The organism is Thiomonas sp., from assembly GCF_054608695.1.
In genome coordinates, this window is sequence record NZ_JBTRXV010000093.1 from 1 (window position 1) to 13,938 (window position 13,938).

Consider the following 13,938-nt stretch of genomic DNA (forward strand, 5'->3'; position numbering starts at 1 on the left):
AGGCGCTTCGCGTTCGCGGGCGTGCGCAGAAGATAGGCGGTCTCTTCCAGCGCCTTGTAGTCTTCGAGTGAGAGCATCACCACGGACTGCTGTCCGTTGCGGGTGATAATCAGCGCTTCGTGGTCGTTGCAAACTCTGTCCATCGCGCTCGCCAAGTTTGCGCGAACCGTTGTGTAGGTAATCGCATCCATTCTGGAGCTCCTTGTATGTACGCTTTAATGTACGTGTTCGTTGGCCACTTGTCTAGTGCTGGCGGTCATTGCAGTGGGCTTCCGCAGGCAGGTACGTGGTGTACCAGTCGTTTTCCAGGATCACCTGGAGGAGTTGTTGGGTGCTTTGCGCCCAGGTGAGATAGGGCATGTCTTTGGATTGCGGCGCTTTGCCCTCGGCGTATAGGCTGAGCCACCGGCGGAGACTGTCGGCGAGGGCGGCGCTGTCGGTGTCGGGGAAGTAAAAGGCGAACTCGCCCGCCACTTCATGGAAGACCGGAATGTCGCGGGCGATGATGGGCAGGCCCTGGCGGGCGGCTTCGATGAGGGGCAGGCCGAAGCCTTCGGCGTAGGACGCGGCGAGGAGGGCGGAGGATTGGGCATACAGCTGCATGAGCAGGGCATCGCTGGCCTTTTCCAGCCAGAATAAACGCCGGTTGCGTTCGGGGTGACGGCGCAACTGGCGCGCTAGGCGCTGGGTGCGCCAGCCTTCCTTGCCGATGATGACCAGATTGAGGTGGATGCCGTCTTTCCAGAGCGATTCAACCGCCGCCAGCGCCTGGGCGTGGCCTTTGCGTGGTTCCAGGGTGCCGACCATGAGCAGGGTGGGCCGCGACCGGCAGGCGGCCAGCACCTCCACCCCTTCGCCTTCCGGCCCCTGGGTGGGTCTGCTGGCCTCGATATCGGCGCCCAGGTGAAAATAGCCGATGGGCAGAGGACGGGTACGGAGACTAGGGCGATCCTCCAGCCACGTTTTTACCTCGTCGGCTACGGCGCGGGAGTCGCAGACGATGGCGTCGGCCACGGACATCACTCCGGCGAACCAGTCGGTGAAGGCGAGGTGGTAGGCTCTAGGGAAGAGCCGGGCATTGTTCAGGCCAACGATGTCGTAAACGGTAAAAACAATCCGCAATCCGCGCTGTTGCAGGGCGGCCAATGTGGCAATGGGATAGTCTAGGTACAGGTCAGGGCAAAAAAACACATCTCCTGGCTGAATGGCCACGAAAGGTTCTTCAAGATCGGTAGGGTTCTGGGCCATCATGGAGCAGGCAAACTTACGCGCATACCGGAGCTGGCCTGCAGCATCGGCATAAACCGGTTCTACAACATAGCGTGCAGGCAAATGATGCAAGAGCTCTTGCAGGATGCTGCGCACGACCCGGTGCACGCCGGTATGTACATCACGCAATATCAGGCCCGATATGTCTACCAGTAGTTGATGTTCTTCGGGAATAAAACTTGATTGCGTCCGATGGCTTTCTGCCAAGAGTGGCGCGTGGCCGGTGCGAATGGTATGCTTTTTAAATAAATAAACCCATACTCGTACCTCTTCTTCCAGTGCTGGGAATGGGCGCAACATGTTGCGAGCGATGGCAATGATTTTGGAGTTGGCCAATAGTGACCGGATCCAGCGTTTGATGGCAGTGTTCATTGAGCTTTGGGGTGGAGCGAGCGGGTAGGAATTTTCATGGTGACCTTGCTGTGAGGTTGCTGCTGAGAGCGATGCGGAAAGAATAAATGAAGCGAGCGGGCTAGGATTTTATGCGTAGATTTGATCTAGTATTATAAGAAACCTTACTCAAATTTGTTAGTTCCCAGAACGAATCGCGTTATCTCAATCGCCTTTGGTTAACATCTTTCCCATCTTTGATTTAACATATTTTAGTTTGTATAACATTTTATCTATAAGCCTTAGCTTGATTTTTGTAATATATTCTGAAGCTTCATATACATTGCCTACTTTGCCACTGACTGGAATGGCATCCCAGAACATGATTCTATTGAATCTTTCGATAATATTTATTAGCATAAATTTTGCTATAACTATATGCATTCTAATCTGGCTTATCGACATGGGTGCAGGATTGAATGAGCAGTTTACCTGCAGATAGTTGATAGTCTCATTCCTTAAATTTTTGGGTGCTTTTGCAACCACAATTTCAAATTGCCTAAGCATGTCTATCTTATCCTTGTCGCTCCTTAGGAAGCTGCTCTGAATGTAAGCCTCCAAAGTCAACAAATGGACTGATTTAATTTTTCCGTCACCTAGAGCGTGATAAAATGGAATATCATTGGCACGGAAAAAGTCTTCTGCAATGGATTCGCTTTTGCTAACACCTAACTGGGATTGGCCGTTGCTGTATTTAGAAAGTCCAGAGATTGCAAATGGTGCTTCGCATCTTAAGAATTGATCCACAACAGATGTTATTGCGATCCCGCTATATATATCAGGCGTAAATGAATTATAAAATTTATCATTTCTATTTCTTGCTCTTTCTATGAGAGTCGAGTGAACCACGCCGCCCGTATATAACATAGGTAGCTCTGTATAATTAATATCGCCATTTAAGACCTTTTTGAGTGACTCCGCAGATGACTTCCGTGAGGTGCCACCATCTCCAGTTGGTACCATTAATAAATCCTGATTGGGGCTGCCTCCAGGCCAATAGTACACGTCTGTTTTCGATGAAATAGCCAAAACATTCTCTTTGTTAAGAAGACCATTAATATCAGTTAAAGCATGAGGTAATAATCCATCGTCATCGCCAATAACTATCACAAATCCTTCGTTAATTTTGGAAATAGCAAATTCAAAATTAGATGACATGCTCAAGCTCCGTCCTGTATTGTAGTATTTTACCTTCTCACAATTCAATCCGTTGATAAAATCACACGTGCCATCGTTGCTGCAATTATCAGAAATTATTACCATATAATTATCATAGTCCTGATTAATAACGGTTTTCAAGGAATACCGAAGCGTTGCCAGTCTATTTCTGGTGGGGATGACTACATTGAAAAAATTCTCAACCATATCTCATAGCCTCAAAAAATTCTTGCTAATTCCTTAGAAAAGTAGTGTCCAAACAGGGAGAGTAAGGCAGCACCAAGATATCTTGGTGTTGCCTTACTCATTAATTAATTGCATTAGCTCCTGTAATCCGACGCATTGCCTTAAAGACCGTCTGACGTCCTAGCGGAGTCGTCATGGTGGTGGCCAGCAGTACCAGAACGGCGCCCATGGCCAAAAATATGGATTCCGCGGGGAGGCTCATTTCCGGGTGTTGCTCTGCCCATAAAAACATTCCCAGCGCGATGACTAGACCTATTAGCAGAGGGCCGAATACGTCGGCTTCATACCATTTCCATTTCTCGTGTCTCAGTATCTTCAGGTGCATGGCCGGGACTGCGAACAGAATGTAGCCGGTGTTGATCGCCACCCAGATCCACGCCGCAGCCATAACCCCATAACGCGGCACCAGGATGAGAAAAGCGGGGATGATGATGGCTGCGGCGATGGTGTTTACAATAACGGTGAGGCGTGACCAGCCATGGGCGAGTTGGGCCATGTAGGGGACGTGCATCAGGCCGTTCAGGGCGGTGCCGATGACCCATATCGAGAGAATCGGGGCTACGGCCTGCGTGGTTGCCGCGCTATGGGTCCACAGATAAATGATCTGATGCGAAAAAAAAGACAGGATGAGCGTGGCCGGGATGACGGAGATGGTCAGCAACTGCGCAAACTGGTGATATTGCATGGTGAACGCCTTTTCCTCTCCGGATGCGACCAGTTCGGTAAAGCGCGGGTAGGCCACGTTGCTGATGGGCACAATCAGAATGGAAAGCGCGCCCGCCACCGTGCTCGCCAGGGTAAAGTAGCCGAATTGCTCTAATGGCAGCAATGTGGACAGGAGCAGCTTATCCACTTGGGTGAGGATCGTGGCCAGGAAGGTGATCATGGTCATGCCCGCCGCGAAGCTCCAAACTCCCCGAAGGGCGTCGATGCTGAATTTCGGAGGATTTGGAGGCGTTGGCAAATACCGATGCGTTTGCCTGGCCAGCAGGATGGTTTCCAGGGCGTAGGTAAGCGCCTGAAAAATAAAGAAAGCCTGGATGGTGGGTGAAATCAGGGCCAGCACCCCGATGGACCCCAGTCCGCGAATGGTGGCAAAAGCCGCAGTCACACCATTCAGCCATACCTGGTGCTGCAGGCCGAGGATGGCGCTGCGGTAGAGGGTATCCACCCAGCGAAACGCGATAATCACGCCGGTGATCATGAGGGCATGGGTGACCGTTCGGATGGAAAGCACCTCCACCTTTAGCCAGTCTGTGGCGATCCAGGAAGCTATGCCGATCACGATGACGGCGAGCAACGCCGCAATCCCCATATAAATCATCTCGACGGATTTGAGCAGGTCACGAATACTTTGCGGGGAGTGTATTCCCGCAGTGAAGCGTGACATTTCCCGATTGATGGTTGGGGATAGTCCCATGTCCAACAGCGCGAACCACGCCTGGAGTGAAGCGTATACGCCGATCAGTCCGTAAGCCTCTATGCCAAGGTAGCGGATATAGATGGGTAGAAAGGCCAGCCCCATCAGGGCGCTCCAGCCGCCGCCGAGGTAGTTGGCGATGATGTTGCGTTTTACGCTAGACATTCACTACAGGCCTTCTTTCCATGATCGCTACCATCATCCGCCCATCCTGCAAATACGGCACGAGGCTGTCCCAATGGATGAGGCATCATCGATGTGCCGTTATCGTAGATTTCAGCTCCGCTGGCGTAGTTCACACTCGCTTGAGATAGCCATCGGGGGCAACGGTGATCAGGAGCTTATTCTCAATGCTCTTGTCGATCTCGAAAGCCAAGGGCGCACCGTCCGCCGCGTTGCGACCTTCCTCGGTCAGTCTGCGCAAGTATTCCCAAATCGCTGTTTTGGGATTGTTTCCCTTGCTCCACGGCCGGTCCGGGTACATTTCGTCCGGGAGATCCTCGATGATGGAGTCAAAAACGCAACAATAGCTGTCCTTGCTCACCAGCGGCGCATAGGCCTCCAGCTCCGCCAAGACGTGCTCGTGGGTGTGGTTTGAATCCAGGGAAACCAATACCCGCGTATAATTCCTGGCAATATCGTGTACCTGAGCGATGACCTCTGCAGCGATGGATGAGCCCTGAATCATGTCGATGCGATGGGACATGGGGTGCGCCTCGATGGCTGCCCGATTGTGGGCGCGGATGTCGATGTCGATGCCCAGCACGCGGCGTTTTGTTGCCTGCGGATCAAGCATCCGTCCTGCTTCCACCGCCTCACAGTAATCCAGCATCGCCAGCATGGAGGCGTTCATGATGAGCGATCCGCCATGGGCGATGCCCGTCTCGATGATCAGATCGGGCTTTATCTGCCATATTAACTCCTGCATGGCGACCATGTCTTGTGGATACTGGATGATGGGGCGGCCAAGAAAGGAAAAATTATAGGAATATTTTGGTATGGTGCTTGCAACCATGAAGGCGTGCGCTGCCCGTTTAACTTCAGAGTTCGCATAGGATATGATTCTTTCCTGACATTCCTTTAGGAACTCTTCGTGCATGTTTTTCATTATTTCCCACCAGTAATAGAAGAAAACTTCTTTGCATCGCCCCAAAAGGCCATCGGCTCATAATCAGGATATGGATAATAACCAATATTCAGTCGGATGTGTGACTCCCGTTGGGCTAGATGTTGTTCCACCAGTCGCCGGACGGAGATCGGTTCTCCACTACAAATATTTACGATGCCTGTGCATTGCGGGTGCTCCATCAGATTTACCAGCTTGGTGGCAACATCTTCCACGGGAAGATAATCCCGTAACTGCTCGCCGCCGGACATATTGAATACAGGGTCGCAGCTGTCGATGGCGCGATCCAGTTGGGCAATCAAGCTATTCTGGTTCTGACCATTACCATACATATAAAAAAGCCGCGCCCATTGCACAGTAATGTCCTGTTTTTGTGCCAGTACTTCAACGAATTTTCGCAAAGTATCCTTGGCCAGTGCGTATGGGTTGCCTGGCAGCGATGGCATATCCTCTGATAAGCAACCATTTCTCAAGCCGTACTCAAAACAAGTTCCCGCAATGAGTAGGTGATGCGCCCCGCCATAGACTAAGGACTTGATAAAGTTGTAATCTGCAAACAAGTTGCGCTCAAAATGAAACAGCTCTTTATAATTGGGCAATCCTTCCCAAGCTAGATGGATCACCACATCTTGAAGTCCGAAAAGGTGAATGATATTTTCACTTGGCTGATAGATATCGCAAGCAACGAAATTGACCTGTCCGTACCAGTCGAATGTGCGCGCCTTGGCTGAATCCCTCGCAACGGCGGTCACCGTATGTCCATGAGACAATAGTTGTGGAATGACGTGTTGTCCTACAAATCCCGTTGCGCCGGTCACCAGTACCTTCATAGGTGCTCCGTCAAATGCGGCACTGCCACCGCGAACTCTCCGCCCCAATCCCGGATATACCCATGCTGGCCCTTCACTTCATCCGCGATGTTCCAGGGCAGGATCAGGACGATATCCGGACGGCGCTCTTTGAGCACGGCAGGGGGCAGAATAGGGACGTGGGAACCGGGGAGGAATTTCCCCTGCTTGGACGGCGCGGCATCGCAGACATAGGGCAGCAAATCCGGCTTGATGCCGGCGTAGTTGAGCAGGGTGTTGCCTTTGGCGGCGGCGCCGTAGGCGGCAACGGACTTGCCCGCTCGCTTTTGCGCAATCAGGAAAGCGAGGAGGTCGTCTTTCACGCGGTCGGCGCGCGGCTGAAAGGCGCGGTAGGTTTCCGGATCGCGTAGGCCCGCTTGATCCTCTTCTTCCAGCAGCTTCGCCACCGCCGGGGTGGTGTCGCGTTCATCCTCCGCATGGCAGCCGTAGATGCGCAGGCTGCCGCCGTGGGTGGGCAGCTCTTCCACATCCCATAGGCGCAGACCGGCTTCGGCGAAGATGCGGCTCACGGTGTACAAGGAAAGATAGGAGAAGTGTTCGTGATACACGGTGTCGAACTGGGTGTTTTCCAGGAGGCGCATCAGGTGGGGAAATTCCAGCGTGATGGTGCCTGAGTCTTTGAGGGCAGCCTTGAGGCCGGCTGTGAAGTCGTTGATATCCGGCACATGCGCGTAGACGTTGTTGCCGATGATGAGGTCCGCGCGTTTGCCTTGGGCGGCCAGGTATTGGGCCAGTCGCGTGCCGAAAAATTCCCGCAGGATGGGGATGCCCAGATTTTCTGCGGCATCTGCCGTGCCGGCGGTGGGCTCGATGCCGAGGCAGGGGATGCCCGCCCCTACGAAATTCTTGAGCAGATAGCCGTCATTGGCGGCCACTTCCATGACCAGGTTGTCTTTTCCGAGTGCCAGCCGGGCGCTGATCATGCGGACATAGCGGGCCGCATGCTCCAGCCAGCTTTGGGAAATGGACGAGAAATACGCATAGTCCGCGCGAAAGAGTTCGTCCGCCTGGGCGTAGTCTTCCGTCTGCACCAGCCAGCAGTGGTGGCAGACAAAGAGCTTGAGCGGGAAGTACAGTTCGGGTGCCAGGAGGTCGGCCGCGGACAGGTAGGCATTGGAGGGCGGGGCGAAGCCGAGATCAAGGAATACGTGTTGGAGCGGTTCGTGGCAGTGACGACATTTCATACAGTCATTCCTGAATAATCGGCGTTCAGCGGCGGATGATGGCGGTCACGCGCGGAGAGATCGGCAACGGGCAGGGGCCAGGCAATCCCCAGCCGGGGCTCGTCATGGCGCAGGCCGCCTTCGGCGGCGGGGGTGTAGTATGCGGTGTGCAAATAGAGCAATTCGCTTTCCGCTTCCAGCACCTGGAAGCCATGGGCACAACCCTCCGGGATCACCAGCATGCGGGCGTTATCCGGGGTCAATTCCTCGGCATGCCAGTGCAAAAACGTCGGCGACCCGGCGCGCAAATCCACCGCCACATCCCAGACGCGCCCTCGGATGCAACGCACCAGCTTCATTTCGGCATGGGGCGGGAGCTGGTAGTGCAAGCCCCGGACCGCGCCTACCATGCTGGTGCGGGAGTGGTTGATCTGGACGATGTCGCGGTTGCCGATTATAGCGGCCAATTCATCTTTGCAGAAGAAGCGTGAGAAAGCGCCGCGCCGGTCCGCGAAGGGCTGAGTCGCCACGATGGCGACTCCCCGCAGGGCGGTGGAATGAATGTTCATGCGGCGCTCCAGGTCACGCCGGCGGCCCGGGCGCGGGCAATATACGCCCCAAGCTGCGCTCGACTGATGACGTTGCCGTGCTCCAGATATGCTCGGTACCAGTCGGCGGTGGCGATGACGGCATCGGACAGGGACCAGACCGGCTTCCAGCCCAGCCGGGCTTTGGCTTTGGCGCTGTCCAGATACAGCAGGCGGGCTTCATGGGGCTGGGGCTGCGCGCTTGCCTGCCAGGATAGCTGGGGCCAGTGCGCCTGCAGTCGCGCAAGTACGTCTGCAACGGTGCGGTTCCCTTCCGCATCGGGGCCGAAATTCCACCCTTCCGCAAGCTCCCGCCGTCCTTCCAGCAACTGTTGCCCCAGGAGCAAATAGCCGCTGAGGGATTCCAGCACATGCTGCCAGGGCCGGGTGGCGCCGGGGGAGCGGATTTCCAGGAGGGATTGTTGGGTGATTGCCCGAACGAGGTCGGGGATCAGGCGGTCTTCCGACCAGTCCCCACCGCCGATCACGTTGCCGGCGCGGGCGGAGGCGAGCAGGGGAGCGCCCTCCCCGTGAAAGAAGGAATTACGATAACTGGCAACCACCATCTCGGTCGCGGCCTTGGAGGCGCTATAAGGGTCATGTCCACCGAGTCGGTCCGTTTCCCGATAGCCCCAGGACCACTCCCGGTTTTCGTAACATTTGTCGGAGGTCACGACCAGGATCGCACGCACGCTCGGGGTTTGCCGGCAGGCCTCCAGGAGGTTGGCGGTCCCCATGACGTTGGTGGACCAGGTTTGGAGCGGGTCCCGGTAGGAACGCCTGACCAGCGGCTGGGCGGCAAGGTGGAAAACGATTTCCGGCTGGGTGCTGGCCAGGACGTGGAGCACGGCGGAGCCGTCCCGCACGTCGCAGCGATGATCGGACATATTTAGCCGGAGCAGGTCCCAATGGTTAGGATCTGTCTCGGGGGGCAACGCCATCCCCGTGACTTCGGCACCCATTTCGGTGAGCCACAAGGCGAGCCAACTGCCCTTGAACCCTGTGTGTCCGGTCAAGAGCACTTTCCGCCCACGGTACCGGTCGGCAAATAAGCTCATGTCCAGATTTTCCATGGGGGACTGTTGCGCCACAAGTTTTCCAGATGGGTTTTGTCCCGGAGCGTGTCCATGGCTTGCCAGAAACCCCTATGTTTGAACGCCACCAACTGCCCTTCCCGGGCAAGACCGACCAACGGCTCGGCTTCCCAACTGGTCTGATCCCCTTCGATCAGGTCCAGGGCGGAGGGCTCCAGCACAAAAAACCCTCCATTGATCCATGCGCCGTCGCCGGCGGGCTTCTCCTGGAAACTTTGCACGATGTCCTCCCGCATGTTCAGCGCGCCGTAGCGCCCCGGCGGCTGAATGGCGGTGACGGTGGCCCGCTTGCCGTGTTTGCGATGAAATTCAACCAGCGCTTTGATGTCGATATCGGAAACCCCGTCACCATAGGTGAAACAAAAGGTTTTGTCTCCGATATGATCTCGTACCCGTTTGAGTCGGCCCCCGGTCAGGGTATCCTGTCCGGTGTCGACGAGGGTTACCCGCCAAGGTTCGGCGTGGCCTTGGTGGACCTCCATCCGATTGTTCGCCATATCAAAGGTGACATCGGACATGTGCAGGAAGTAGTTGGAGAAGTACTCCTTGATGATGTATCCCTTGTAACCCAGGCAGATGATGAAATCATTGATTCCATAATGGGAGTAGCATTTCATGATGTGCCAGAGGATGGGTTTCCCACCGATTTCAATCATCGGTTTCGGTTTTAAGTGAGATTCCTCGCTAATCCGCGTGCCAAAGCCGCCAGCCAGGATTACTGCTTTCATTCCGTCCAACTATATTCTCCTCCAAATCAAGGCGCACCGGAGAGCGATCGGAGCGACCATGGCGATTTGCTCGTGAAAGAGCGTGGTCATGTCAGGCGTATCCCGGTCATCCGGGCGATGTTGGCGGTGGGCCCCGGTTGGCGGCACGGCGCTTGCACCACGAGATCAACGGGTAAGCGCAGCGCGTATTCCATGCGCGCCTGGGTGCGCGGCAAGGCCTGTACGGAGAGATCCCGGTCGCTTTCGACGGGCAGGTCCACATCGTCGCCCAGCTTGCGCTCATCCACCCGCGGGCCGAAGAGCCAGACGCGAGCTTCCGGGCCGAAGTTTTCTGCGGCGCTCTGGCGCAACATCAGGCGGCGTAGCGCAGGATCTCCACCTCAGCATGGCGCTGCACCGCCTCCTCGGCCATGCGCATGACGCGAGCAGTGGTGGCTTTGTCAAGGTAGTATTCCCCGCATTGCTGACAGACCTCTGCCGGGACGTCCTTGATGACGACGACGGTGTCGCCGCGCTCCAAGGTCACCGTAACCGTCCCGGGCCGGGTGTCGCCGTGGCGGCATATCACGCATTTCATACGCGCCTCCTGGTGAAAGCTTCATCCCATTGGGCTGGGTCCGGAATGTAGACCATAATCACTATACAAAATCCGCTATCTGGGTCGTGGGCTGCCACAACACGCAAGGGGCGCCCAGCGTTGCGACTCAGTAACAGACGGCTGGGATAAGGGATGTCGTTCGCGTATTCCTCGATCGTCTCCCCTTTTTTCAGCACATCAAGAACATCGTTCTCCGATATGGCGCGCTCGAACATGCGCTGGGGAGCGTGACGACTGAAACGCACGTCCCTGCAAATCATAACTGATCTTCCGTCGTTCCCCCAATCCTCGCCCCTTACCCGTCAGTCGAAGACTTTTCGCGGCCTGACGGATGAGGTCGGTCTGTTCGGGGCTGAGGCGCATGGGGATTTTCCATCCTATGTTCAAAATTGTAGGCAGCGCTGGGGCCGCTGTCGAGGGGGTGCCGCAGTCCGATGAGGCGGCGTCGCAGATTCTAAGTGTGCCGCAGTGTCTGATATCATGGCCGGCGAGCGATGGGCGGGTTGGGAGTGCGATGGGATGAATGTGCTGGTGACCGGCGCCGACGGCTTTGTCGGCCGGCATTTTTGCCACGCCTTTGGCGGGGTGGGGCTGGCGGATGGGGCGGGGGCGGTGGATCTGCGCGATGCGGGGCGGGTGCGGGCGGCGGTGGCGGCCATCCGGCCGGACGCGGTCCTGCATCTGGCGGCCCACAGCTCGGTGGCGGCCTCCTTTCAGGACCCCGCCCAGACCCTGGCGGTGAATTTGACCGGCACCTTGCATCTGCTGCAGGCCTTGGACGCCATCCGTTTCAGTGGGGTATTCCTCTATATCGGCTCGGGGGATGTGTATGGGCGGGTGGAGGAGGGGGATCTGCCGGTGCGGGAGGCCCAGCCCTTGCGCCCGCGCAGCCCTTACGCGGTGAGCAAGGTGGCGGCGGAGGCGCTCTGCTATCAGTGGAGCCAGACGGGGGGCTTTCGCGTGCTCCTGGCGCGGCCCTTCAACCATATCGGCCCCGGTCAGGACGCGCGTTTTGCCGTGGCCGACTTTGCGCGGCAGATCATGGAGATGCGTCTGGGGCGGCGGGAGCCGGTGCTAGTGACGGGGGATCTGGACGTGACCCGCGATTTCAGCGATGTGCGGGACGTGGTGCGCGCCTATCATCTTCTCCTGCAGCGGGGGGAGAACGGGTCTATCTATAATGTCTGCTCGGGCCGGGAACGGCCTTTGCGCTCTCTGCTGGAGGGCCTGCTGCAGACTGCCGGGGTCCGGGCCGAGTTGCGCACCGATCCCGCCCGCCTGCGTCCTGCGGAGCAACGGCGCATGGTGGGGGATCCATCTGCCATCCGCGCTGCAGTGGGGTGGGCGAACGAGATTTCGTTGGAACAGACGTTGACCGATATTTTGGACTACTGGGAAAAGGAATTGAGATGAGCAAATCCGCGTTGATTACCGGCATCACCGGTCAGGATGGGGCCTATCTGGCCAAACTGCTGCTGGACAAGGGCTATGACGTGTATGGTTTCATCGCCCGGCGCGGCTCCGATACCCTCTGGCGCCTGCGCGAGCTGGATGTGTTGGAGCGGATCACCTTGCTGGACGGCGATCTGCTGGATCTCTCCTCCATGATCCGCGCCCTGGAAAAGTCCCGGGCCACGGAGATCTACAACCTCGCGGCCCAGAGTTTCGTGGCCACGTCCTGGGATCAGCCCCTGCTCACGGCGGAAGTAACGGGCGTGGGCGCGGTGCGGATGCTGGAGGCGCTGCGCATCGCCAACCCCCAGGCCCGTTTCTATCAGGCTTCCACCAGCGAAATGTTCGGCAAGATCCAGCAGCCCATGCAGGATGAGCACACCCCCTTCTATCCCCGCAGCCCCTATGGGGTGGCCAAGCTTTATGCGCACTGGAGCACCATCAACTATCGGGAGAGCTTTGGCCTGCACGCCTCCAGCGGGATCCTGTTCAACCACGAATCGCCCCTGCGCGGGATCGAGTTTGTCACGCGCAAGGTCACGGACGCCGTGGCGCGCATCCATGCCGGGCTGCAAAAGGAGCTGCGCCTGGGCAACATCGACGCCCAGCGCGACTGGGGCTTTGCCGGGGATTATGTGGATGCCATGTGGCGGATGCTGCAGCAGGAGCAGCCCGACGATTACGTGATCGCCACCGGCCGCACCACCTCGGTCCGGGAGATGTGCCGCATCGCCTTCGCCCATGTGGGCCTGAATTATGAGGACCATGTGGTCATCGACCCGCGTTTCTATCGTCCGGCCGAGGTGGATATTCTCCTGGGCAATCCGGCCAAGGCCAAGGCGCGACTGGGTTGGGAGGCCGGCACGCCCCTGGAGACACTCATCGGGATGATGATGGAGGCGGATCTGCGGCGGGTGGCGAAACCGGCGTGAAGGTCGCCATCGTCCACGACTGGCTGGTCACCTATGCCGGCTTTATCCAACGCCTGCCTTCCTAACTCATGGCCATTGTCCTATGCTTTGAGCAGCATCACATGCCATCAGGAGACATGACATGGGAACGGCACTGAAACTGGATACAAGCGCCGGTTTGTATAATCAGGATTTCTACGTCTGGACCATGGAGCAGGCCGATCTCCTGCGCCGCCACAAACCCGACTGGATGGATTGGGAAAACGCCGCCGAGGAACTCGAATCCATGGGCAAAAAGGATCGTCGCGAACTTGTCAGCCGCATGACCGTCTTGCTCATGCACCTTGCGAAGTGGTACTGGCAAGCAAAAAAGCGATCCCCTAGCTGGTCAGGGACCATCGAAGAACAGCGGGAGCAAATAGAGCTCAGCCTGAACGACTCCCCCAGTCTCCGGAGCTTTATCCAATACTCCTTTCAAGAGGCATGGGGGCGAGCCATCAAAAAGGCGGCGAGAGAAACCGGTCTTCCCCTCTCCACCTTTCCCGAGGCCTGCCCTTGGCCCATTGAGGACGTCCTGGGCGACTGGATGCCGGAGTGACAAAGCGCGTTCGCGAAGCTGTAGCTCATGGCCGGCGGGTCTCTAAGGCCATTCCGTCATTTGCATCAGGAGCAGGGCGATTACCCATTGCCGTGTTGGAGCACTAGTGTCCCTTAAGCCGCCCCTGCGAGTGGCCATCGTCCACGACTGGCTGGTCACCTATGCCGGGGCCGAGCGGGTCTTGCGGGAGATGCTGATGCTTTATCCGCAGGCGGATCTCTTTGCCGTGGTGGATTTCCTGAGTGATGCCGACCGCGAACGGCTCCTGGGCAAGCAGGCGCAGACGACTTTCATTCAAAATCTGCCCTGGGCACGGAAAAAATATCGCG

Annotated in this window: 16 protein-coding genes and 1 pseudogene; 4 read left to right on the top strand and 13 right to left on the bottom strand. The window is 57.0% G+C overall.

Features of this window, described 5'->3' with window-relative positions; translation table 11 throughout:
- The 13 genes from ACYCUK_RS20080 to ACYCUK_RS20140 all read right to left on the bottom strand — a co-directional run.
- Nucleotides 1-191 (bottom strand): type II toxin-antitoxin system Phd/YefM family antitoxin (locus ACYCUK_RS20080; RefSeq protein WP_461596422.1); only part of this gene is annotated, 191 nt, incomplete at its 3' end.
- A gap of 52 nt (nt 192-243) precedes the next feature.
- The gene (locus ACYCUK_RS20085) at nt 244-1,641 is read right to left on the bottom strand and encodes a glycosyltransferase family 4 protein (protein WP_461596423.1); all 1,398 of its coding nucleotides are present in this window, start codon (nt 1,639-1,641) and stop codon (nt 244-246) included.
- Nucleotides 1,642-1,824: 183 nt separating this feature from the next.
- Complete coding sequence (locus ACYCUK_RS20090) at nt 1,825-3,024, bottom strand: glycosyltransferase family 2 protein (RefSeq protein ID WP_461596424.1); 1,200 nt, start codon at nt 3,022-3,024, stop codon at nt 1,825-1,827.
- Between the two features lie 100 nt (nt 3,025-3,124).
- On the bottom strand, nt 3,125-4,648 hold the full coding sequence (locus tag ACYCUK_RS20095; RefSeq protein WP_461596425.1) for an oligosaccharide flippase family protein: 1,524 nt from the start codon (nt 4,646-4,648) through the stop codon (nt 3,125-3,127).
- Nucleotides 4,649-4,778: 130 nt separating this feature from the next.
- A complete protein-coding gene (locus ACYCUK_RS20100) occupies nt 4,779-5,591 on the bottom strand; it encodes a cephalosporin hydroxylase family protein (RefSeq protein WP_461596426.1) in 813 nt (270 codons plus the stop codon).
- The gene (locus ACYCUK_RS20105; RefSeq protein ID WP_461596427.1) at nt 5,591-6,439 is read right to left on the bottom strand and encodes an NAD-dependent epimerase/dehydratase family protein; all 849 of its coding nucleotides are present in this window, start codon (nt 6,437-6,439) and stop codon (nt 5,591-5,593) included. Before ACYCUK_RS20105 ends, ACYCUK_RS20100 begins: the two co-directional genes overlap by 1 nt.
- Nucleotides 6,436-7,662 carry a methyltransferase domain-containing protein gene (locus ACYCUK_RS20110; RefSeq protein WP_461596428.1) on the bottom strand — a complete coding sequence of 409 codons (1,227 nt, stop codon included), beginning with the start codon at nt 7,660-7,662 and terminating at the stop codon, nt 6,436-6,438. The genes ACYCUK_RS20105 and ACYCUK_RS20110 overlap by 4 nt, the downstream gene beginning before the upstream one ends.
- On the bottom strand, nt 7,659-8,210 hold the full coding sequence (gene rfbC, locus ACYCUK_RS20115; protein WP_123102946.1) for a dTDP-4-dehydrorhamnose 3,5-epimerase: 552 nt from the start codon (nt 8,208-8,210) through the stop codon (nt 7,659-7,661). Before rfbC ends, ACYCUK_RS20110 begins: the two co-directional genes overlap by 4 nt.
- Entirely contained in the window at nt 8,207-9,286 is a 1,080-nt protein-coding gene (rfbG, locus tag ACYCUK_RS20120) for a CDP-glucose 4,6-dehydratase (RefSeq protein WP_461596429.1), read from the bottom strand. The genes rfbC and rfbG overlap by 4 nt, the downstream gene beginning before the upstream one ends.
- Nucleotides 9,283-10,050, bottom strand: coding sequence for a glucose-1-phosphate cytidylyltransferase (gene rfbF, locus ACYCUK_RS20125; RefSeq protein WP_461596436.1), 768 nt, complete (start codon nt 10,048-10,050; stop codon nt 9,283-9,285). Before rfbF ends, rfbG begins: the two co-directional genes overlap by 4 nt.
- A gap of 86 nt (nt 10,051-10,136) precedes the next feature.
- On the bottom strand, nt 10,137-10,403 hold the full coding sequence (locus ACYCUK_RS20130) for a hypothetical protein (RefSeq protein WP_461596430.1): 267 nt from the start codon (nt 10,401-10,403) through the stop codon (nt 10,137-10,139).
- Nucleotides 10,403-10,627 carry a type II toxin-antitoxin system MqsA family antitoxin gene (locus ACYCUK_RS20135; RefSeq protein ID WP_461596431.1) on the bottom strand — a complete coding sequence of 75 codons (225 nt, stop codon included), beginning with the start codon at nt 10,625-10,627 and terminating at the stop codon, nt 10,403-10,405. The genes ACYCUK_RS20130 and ACYCUK_RS20135 overlap by 1 nt, the downstream gene beginning before the upstream one ends.
- The gene (locus tag ACYCUK_RS20140; protein WP_461596432.1) at nt 10,624-10,908 is read right to left on the bottom strand and encodes a DUF4258 domain-containing protein; all 285 of its coding nucleotides are present in this window, start codon (nt 10,906-10,908) and stop codon (nt 10,624-10,626) included. Before ACYCUK_RS20140 ends, ACYCUK_RS20135 begins: the two co-directional genes overlap by 4 nt.
- 271 nt (nt 10,909-11,179) lie before the next feature.
- Here ACYCUK_RS20140 and ACYCUK_RS20145 point away from each other — a divergent pair, with 271 nt between their 5' ends.
- The 4 genes and pseudogenes from ACYCUK_RS20145 to ACYCUK_RS20160 all read left to right on the top strand — a co-directional run.
- On the top strand, nt 11,180-12,061 hold the full coding sequence (locus ACYCUK_RS20145) for a GDP-mannose 4,6-dehydratase (protein ID WP_461596433.1): 882 nt from the start codon (nt 11,180-11,182) through the stop codon (nt 12,059-12,061).
- Entirely contained in the window at nt 12,058-13,032 is a 975-nt protein-coding gene (gene gmd, locus ACYCUK_RS20150; protein WP_461596434.1) for a GDP-mannose 4,6-dehydratase, read from the top strand. The genes ACYCUK_RS20145 and gmd overlap by 4 nt, the downstream gene beginning before the upstream one ends.
- Before the next feature lie 121 nt (nt 13,033-13,153).
- The gene (locus ACYCUK_RS20155) at nt 13,154-13,609 is read left to right on the top strand and encodes a DUF29 domain-containing protein (RefSeq protein WP_461596435.1); all 456 of its coding nucleotides are present in this window, start codon (nt 13,154-13,156) and stop codon (nt 13,607-13,609) included.
- Nucleotides 13,610-13,730: 121 nt separating this feature from the next.
- Nucleotides 13,731-13,938: pseudogene (locus ACYCUK_RS20160) on the top strand (glycosyltransferase family 4 protein); the annotation flags it as partial.

Bases quoted from the DNA above. Each gene is read 5' to 3' on its own strand.
- ACYCUK_RS20095 (WP_461596425.1), bottom strand. From the start codon at position 4,648: ATGTCTAGCGTAAAACGCAACATCATCGCCAACTACCTCGGCGGCGGC.
- ACYCUK_RS20140 (WP_461596432.1), bottom strand. From the start codon at position 10,908: ATGATTTGCAGGGACGTGCGTTTCAGTCGTCACGCTCCCCAGCGCATG.
- rfbF (WP_461596436.1), bottom strand. From the start codon at position 10,050: ATGAAAGCAGTAATCCTGGCTGGCGGCTTTGGCACGCGGATTAGCGAG.
- ACYCUK_RS20105 (WP_461596427.1), bottom strand. From the start codon at position 6,439: ATGAAGGTACTGGTGACCGGCGCAACGGGATTTGTAGGACAACACGTC.
- rfbC (WP_123102946.1), bottom strand. From the start codon at position 8,210: ATGAACATTCATTCCACCGCCCTGCGGGGAGTCGCCATCGTGGCGACT.
- ACYCUK_RS20135 (WP_461596431.1), bottom strand. From the start codon at position 10,627: ATGAAATGCGTGATATGCCGCCACGGCGACACCCGGCCCGGGACGGTT.
- ACYCUK_RS20085 (WP_461596423.1), bottom strand. From the start codon at position 1,641: ATGAACACTGCCATCAAACGCTGGATCCGGTCACTATTGGCCAACTCC.
- ACYCUK_RS20155 (WP_461596435.1), top strand. From the start codon at position 13,154: ATGGGAACGGCACTGAAACTGGATACAAGCGCCGGTTTGTATAATCAG.
- ACYCUK_RS20100 (WP_461596426.1), bottom strand. From the start codon at position 5,591: ATGAAAAACATGCACGAAGAGTTCCTAAAGGAATGTCAGGAAAGAATC.
- gmd (WP_461596434.1), top strand. From the start codon at position 12,058: ATGAGCAAATCCGCGTTGATTACCGGCATCACCGGTCAGGATGGGGCC.
- ACYCUK_RS20110 (WP_461596428.1), bottom strand. From the start codon at position 7,662: ATGAAATGTCGTCACTGCCACGAACCGCTCCAACACGTATTCCTTGAT.
- ACYCUK_RS20130 (WP_461596430.1), bottom strand. From the start codon at position 10,403: ATGTTGCGCCAGAGCGCCGCAGAAAACTTCGGCCCGGAAGCTCGCGTC.
- rfbG (WP_461596429.1), bottom strand. From the start codon at position 9,286: ATGAGCTTATTTGCCGACCGGTACCGTGGGCGGAAAGTGCTCTTGACC.
- ACYCUK_RS20090 (WP_461596424.1), bottom strand. From the start codon at position 3,024: ATGGTTGAGAATTTTTTCAATGTAGTCATCCCCACCAGAAATAGACTG.